This window comes from Terriglobus sp. YAF25 (assembly GCF_052113305.1).
In the GTDB taxonomy this organism is placed as follows: Bacteria; Acidobacteriota; Terriglobia; order Terriglobales; family Acidobacteriaceae; genus Terriglobus.
Window position 1 is genome coordinate 1 of record NZ_JBFRCY010000419.1, and the last position, 6339, is coordinate 6339.

Here is a 6339-nt window from a genome sequence, read left to right on the forward strand (position 1 = left end):
GTCACGTTCGTAGACTTCGGGACGGCGCATGTAGACGTCGCAGTTGACGAAGTTGCGGATCACCTCGATATGACGTGTGATCGAGAACGCGCGTTCCGTCTCTTCCTTCAGATACTGCGAGATCGACGTAATGCCGTCGGACTGCTCGATGCCGAACTTGGTGATTGGCAGAAAGGAGTGATCCTGCCCAACGAGCGTGATATCGGTGCCGTGTAGCGTGGTGATGAACGGCAGCCTGATTCCGCGCGCAGCCAGCATCTGCCGGGCCAACAGCGCACAGACAGAGTGTGGAATGGCGTAGTGCACATGCAGCAGATCGAGCTGGTAGAACTCCGCTACCTCGGCCATACGCGTTGCCAACGCCAGATCATACGGAGGGAATTGGAAGAGCGGATAGTTGGTGACCGGAACTTCGTGATAACGGATGTTGGCCTCACGACCGGTCAGGCGGAAGGGCTCCGCGTAGGTGATGAAATGAATCTCGTGCCCACGGGCGGCGAGTTCAATGCCGAGCTCCGTCGCGACGACGCCGCTGCCGCCGTAGGTGGGATAACAGGTAATGCCGATCTTCATGAACGACTCGTTTCCTTACTGGACGGCGATGTTGCCGAAGTGTGTGAGTTCGATGTCCGGGCGAAGGGCTTGGATGCGGGGAAGTATGGCGAGAAGGCCACACAACTCTTCCTCGCGTGATGCCTGCAGCCGGGTTCGCTGCGAAGCGAGAACGCTGTCACGATAGCCGGGATGACAGGCGATCTCCCAGACACCCGGCGGCATAGCCTTTATCCAGGCTTCGATCATGGGAGCGTTGACCCGGCCCGTAGCTGCGACGCCAATGCAGCCGTCGGGAGCGAAAACATGACTCTGCTGGGCTTGTCTGCGAAAACGAGAAAGGAAGCGCGTGCGCAGGCCACGCACCTCAAACGCCCGGAAGGCATCGGCCTGTGAGGCGTGCAGGCTCCAGGGCTGTTCGAAGGAGTTGCGGACTCGATAGACTCCACAGATTTTCGCCGCCGCAAGTACCGGACGCAGGACAGAGGGAAACATGTGCGTGTGTTTGTGTGTGTCGACGTGGGTGACGGTGATACCAGCGTCCTGCAGCCTGCGGATCTGGGCGGTCGCCTCGCGCTCGATCTCGTCCTCCCGCACCTTGCCCGCGGCCAGAGCCCACACAAAGCTACCGAGTGTCGGCCGAAAGTTGTGGCCGTCGGGGCCAAGCAGGGAAGCCACCTCGCCCGCCGGCAACATCGGTTGACCGTCGAGAAGAACAATATGGCATCCGACGCCAAGATTCGGGCGTTGTTTTGCGATGGATACAGCCTCATCGAAAGCCACGCCGCCGGCCATCAGGGTTGCAGAGGTTAATGCGCCGGCGTCATGCAACTCGGCGACGGCACGACAAATTCCAGGCGCCTGACCAAAATCGTCGGCGTTGATGATCAGTTGCGGCATCAAGCCTGAGTGTAGAGCGTTTTCCCTGTTACTGGGTAGCCCGCAAGAGGCGTGCAGCGGCGTTTTCATTGCGGAAAACGCCCCTAGATGCGGAAGCCCTACATCACGTCTACAGTGAAAATGCTCTAGCCGTTACTGTGGTGTCTTGCTGAGCCGCCGGTAGTAGTCGGCGACAGCATCCTGGTAGGCGGGCGCTGCCGACTTCGGCTTGGGACTGCGGACCTGTCCCTGATCGAGCGCTCCATTCTGACGGAGCCGTAGCTCCAGCTTGTCTGCCTGTGCCAGTACCTCGGCGCTCATGTGCTCCACCATCTGCGGATTGCCCGGGAAGCGCCGTGGATCGAGGTTCTGCATCTGGCGCTGCAGGTCTTCGATATCCTTCTTCGCCTGCGAATCGTTGCCCGCAGCCTGACGCAGATTGTTGAGATCGCGAATGCCCTGAGAGATGATCTGCTGCATATCCGCCGGGTTATTTGGATTGCCGGGGTCGCCGGCACGGCGCGAGCGGTCGAACTGGTTGTTCCCGGTATTGACGTTCCCCCATACGGTGCCATTGTCATAGCCGCCACCGCGGTTCACGGTATTACCCAGATCGCCACCGGCAGCTTCGGCGCGTCCACCGCCACCACCATTGCCGGCTATCTGCTGTCCACCACCGCGCTGATTGCCGCCTTGCTGCCCTCCCGGCTGCTGACCATTTCCGGCCTGCTGCCCTTGTTGCCCCTGTTGGCCGGGCTGCCCCTGTTGCCCTTGTTGTCCTGGCTGTCCCTGTCCGTTGCGGCTGCCATTCTGACCGTTGGGTTGGCCATTCTGTCCCCGCTGCTGGTTATTGCCGGGCTGTTGACCGTTGCCGCGGTTGAGGGATTCGATGCGGCTGCGGAAGCGATCGAGCGCGCTAAGAGCCGCCGTCTGGTCTCCGGAATTCTGGCGTTGCTGCTGTCGGGCATCATTCCCGCTGCCAATACCATTTGCGGCCTGGCGCACCTGCTGGTTCAACTTGTCCATGCCGGCACGAATGCCTTCTTCATACGGTTTCGCGCAGTCGATCGATCTACCATCTCCTGCATCGTGGTTGCAGGGCCCTTCCGGTTCTGCTCATCGACGAACTGACGGATGYGATCGGCCTGATTGCGTTCTTCCTTCGCAATGCGGTCGGCCTCCTGCGAAAGGCCATCGAGCTTGCCGCTGGCCTGCTGCTGTTGCGCGCCTCCCATAAGACCGGTTGCCTGGCGGAGAGACTCCGCGGCACGTCGTGCTGCCTCATTGGCCGCCTGCTGCGAGTTCTGCTGGCCGGCCTGTGGACTGGCGGCACGCTTCATCTCATCATTGGCGCGGCGCAGACGATCGAGCGCCTGCTGTACGCGAGGATCATCGCCACGTTGATTGCCGGACTGGCTTCCTGAGGATCCGGAAGCTGAAGCGGAGCGGGAGCCTGATTGCGATCCGGATTGAGACCCCGACTGGGAACCGGATTGAGAAGAACCTGATTGCGAACCGGACTGGCTTCCTTGTTGGCCGGATTGTTGCCCATTCTGCTGGCCCTGCTGTCCGTTCTGGTTCTGGGCTAGTTGCTCCATCTGCTTCTGCAGTTGTTCAGCCTCGCGGCGCAGCATCTCCTGCTGCCAACGCTCCTGGAAGCTCTGTTGTGGATTATTGCGCTGCTGCTGTGCCAGCTCCTCCTGGCGCCGCGCCAGGGCATCGAGCTTCTGCAGCGCGTCGTCGATCTTCTTCTCTTTCTCTTCCTGCGGAGACCCTGTCTGCGCGCTCTCGTACTGATTCTTTGCGGTATCGAGCTCGAGATCAAGCAGTGTGGCCAGGTCGCGTCCCATGGATCCACCGCCACCGCCGCCTCCTCCACCACGCTGGCCAAAGGCAACCTGAATCTGGCGGAAGGTCGCCTCGGCGCGCAGCAGATACTGCAGCGCCTTCTGCTCATTGGCGATCGCATCCTTCCACTGCATCTGACGCAGCTTATCGGTCGCGGGAATCATAGCCTTCGAGGCTTCCTGCATATCTTTCTCGAAGGAGTTGAAGCTCTCATTCATTGCCGTCATATCGCGGCTGTTCAGGCGACCGGAGAGCGCATCGACCTGCTGACGCAGTTTGCTCTGCACATCCGATAGAAACTTCGCCTGGTCCTCACCGGACTTGTGCGTGGTCGTCTTGTCGTTCTGCTGCTTCCACGTCTGCGCGATTAGCTCTTTCTCGCGGCGGGAGATCTCTCCCTGGTCCTGTCGTCCTCCACCGCCACCACCGCCTCCTCCACCGCCTGCCTGCGATTGCGAGAATTCGCGCTCAAATGGATCGGCCTGGATGAAGCTGATCTCGGTCTTCGATTCAGCATGCCCGTCACGGGCTGTAGCGTAGAGACTGATGACGTCGCCCGGCTGCATCTTGAAGCTCTCAAGACTCAACATCTGTGAACCGTCCGCCTGGCGCAGCCCCGGAGCTTTCAGCATGGGCACGGTCTGCTCAGGCGCACCGTTGACGGAGTAGTGCAGGGCCATTGCATTCAGGCCAAACTCCGCCGAGCCCTTCACCTTTACGGTGACCTCTTCAATCGGACTGGCCCGGTAATCGTTCGAAGGCTTCTCGATGGCAATGGTCGGAGGCTCTGCCTTGTTGGTTGCGACGAAGTAATCCTCCGTCAGGCGAACCGGCTGGCCCTGGTCGATACCGGCGATATGATAAGCGCCGTCCTTCTGCATCTTCAGCGTGGTGGTGTAGGTATTGCCCTGACCTCCGCTGAGCTTCAGCGTTGTGCCATCGTCGAGGGCTAGAAGGCCATCTCGAAGCGGCCGGTCTGTGTGAATCTCGAGTTCAGCCTCGGTGCCTTCAATCGCGCGTAGATCACCACCGTGATCATCCACCTGCGGCTTCATGCCGGTCCATTTGGGGTAGTTGTACGTTACCTTGATGGCGGTAATTTGCGGCATATCCACAACACGCAGCGTGTAGTGGCTGCTGGTCAACGGACCAGCGTTGACGTAGTACTCCACATTCTCAGGCAGTGCGGTGAAAAGGAACTGATAACCGGGAGCTCCTTCCAGCGGCTTCATCGGCACAGGTTCCCAACGTCCCGCACTCTGGTAACGGGCAAAGAGCTGCACCTTGTCGGTCTGCACGCCGGTAATCTGTGCGGTAACAAGCTGATCGGTATTACGGCGTAAAGCGGCGTTCCCTGGACTTACGCGGATGTCATAGAGCGGTGGGACATCCTTTTTGGGTCCGGTCCAGAGGAGGGAGGCGCCGTATCCGAGGTAGCCGGGGCCTGCGGCGATCATCCACAGCAGGATGCCGAGTGAAACTACGCCTCCAGCCATCAATGCGTAAAAGGTGCGCTGCGGCACCAGGTCGTGTGGGCTGGCATTCTCGGCAACGGCCAGTGTGTCTCCTGCAAGCAGTTCGAGGAACGGACCTGACTGTGTCTCCTGCCGCTCAGAGAAGGTCAACAGACGGTCATCGAAGGCAGGGAAGGCGCGTTCTGCATGTTTCACACTGGCTGCGCGTGTCAGCCGGAGCAGCGGGATCACCAGCGCGATGGTCGCGGCGACGATGATCGCCAGCAGCATGGCCAGACGTGTCAGAGTAAGGCCGCGCAACGGAAAGGCGTAGGCATTCAGAATCAGGACGGCGACGACAGTCACGATAAGAGCGGTGGCTGCAATGACAGCCGAACCGCGCAGAGTAGCTGCCAGCCGAAGCCGGCGTTCGACGCTGTCGATGTAGGCGTTGAGCTGTTGTTGACGGCTCATGCTTCCTCCCTTTGCGTACCCAGGTACTGCCCGGCCACGATGGACTCCGCCAGAGCCACCAGGAAGAGGACGAGCATAGCGTACCACCATAAGCTGACGCGTACGGTGTCATTTTGCACGGCGCCGGCGGTGCTGCCGCCATTGCCGTTGGCGCTGCCCGCCCAGAGCTGTTGCACATCGGGCGGAAGGATTTCGAGGTTACTCTCACGCGTGTCGGCATTTACGCCGATCAGGCCGTCGCGGCCGTTCGCGAACCGCACCTGGTAGAAGCCCGCGGAGCTGAGCCGCAGCGTCTGCGCGGTCTCCGCTTCGGCCAATGTCAGCGGGCGGCGACCGTCAGGCGCAATCACGTCAACGCTCGCTCCCGGGCCGTTCCCAGTCGTTGCAGAGCGCAGAGGAACAAATTCGTCCACCAGCCGGGCTCCGCTTAGACGTTCTGTACCGGAAAGATAGCGTGTCGCCAGATCAAGGAAGGGGACGAAGGCCGGAGAGAGTGGAAGATCATTCGTCAGATTGTCGAAGCCCGAGGCCAGGATAAGCACATGTCCCTCGCCTAGCTGCTTGTCCATAAGCAGCGGTGTCCCGTCCGTCAGCTTTGCGAGAATGCGCATCCCGTTCGTGTCGACGTTGGCAGCGAACGAGAAGTGCGTGTCGGTCCAGCCGGTGGTCTCGCGAAGTGCCGCGTGCGTGCGGTCAAGATCACCGACGCTCATCGGATCGCCTTCTCGGGTATAGAGATGCGGCTGTCCGGTGCCGCTTCCAAGCAAAGGAAGCTTGCCCTGGCGTCCGGCGTTCGTACCGACCGCCATCAGCACGTTTCCGCCGCCCTGAACGTATTTCTTCAATGCGTTCTCAAATGCGATTGGCAGGGAAGGCACATCCGACAAGATGACATAGGCGTACTTCGTTGGATCGGATTCCGTGACCGTATCGGAGCTCATCGGTTGCAACAGATAGGCTCCCTGGCTGGCTGCAGCGATGGCAGCGCTGACATACAACGGCGAGCGAGTATCGTTCGCCGGACGGACCAGCAGGATGTGCTCAGGGTCGCTGCGACGTACGGCGAAGCGCCATTGATCATCCGACGGAAGTGCATCACCCCCCTCGATGGCAACTGCACAGCGGCTAAGGC

The 6339-nt window shown here is 60.6% G+C and carries 4 protein-coding genes and 1 pseudogene; all 5 read right to left on the reverse strand.

Annotated features, from left to right (window positions below; genetic code table 11):
- Positions 1–573 (reverse strand): N-acetyl-alpha-D-glucosaminyl L-malate synthase BshA (bshA, locus tag AB4043_RS16980; protein ID WP_442307594.1); only part of this gene is annotated, 573 nt, incomplete at its 3' end.
- 15 nt (positions 574–588) lie between these two features.
- Positions 589–1452: a ChbG/HpnK family deacetylase gene (locus tag AB4043_RS16985; protein WP_442299708.1), complete on the reverse strand. Its 864-nt coding sequence runs from the start codon at positions 1450–1452 to the stop codon at positions 589–591.
- A 132-nt stretch (positions 1453–1584) separates the two neighbouring features.
- Positions 1585–2457 carry a hypothetical protein gene (locus tag AB4043_RS16990; protein WP_442307595.1) on the reverse strand — a complete coding sequence of 291 codons (873 nt, stop codon included), beginning with the start codon at positions 2455–2457 and terminating at the stop codon, positions 1585–1587.
- On the reverse strand, positions 2445–5207 hold the full coding sequence (locus tag AB4043_RS16995; RefSeq protein WP_442307596.1) for a hypothetical protein: 2763 nt from the start codon (positions 5205–5207) through the stop codon (positions 2445–2447). The genes AB4043_RS16990 and AB4043_RS16995 overlap by 13 nt, the downstream gene beginning before the upstream one ends.
- Positions 5204–6339 (reverse strand): annotated as a pseudogene (locus tag AB4043_RS17000) (vWA domain-containing protein); the annotation flags it as partial. The gene AB4043_RS16995 and the pseudogene AB4043_RS17000, both read right to left, overlap by 4 nt.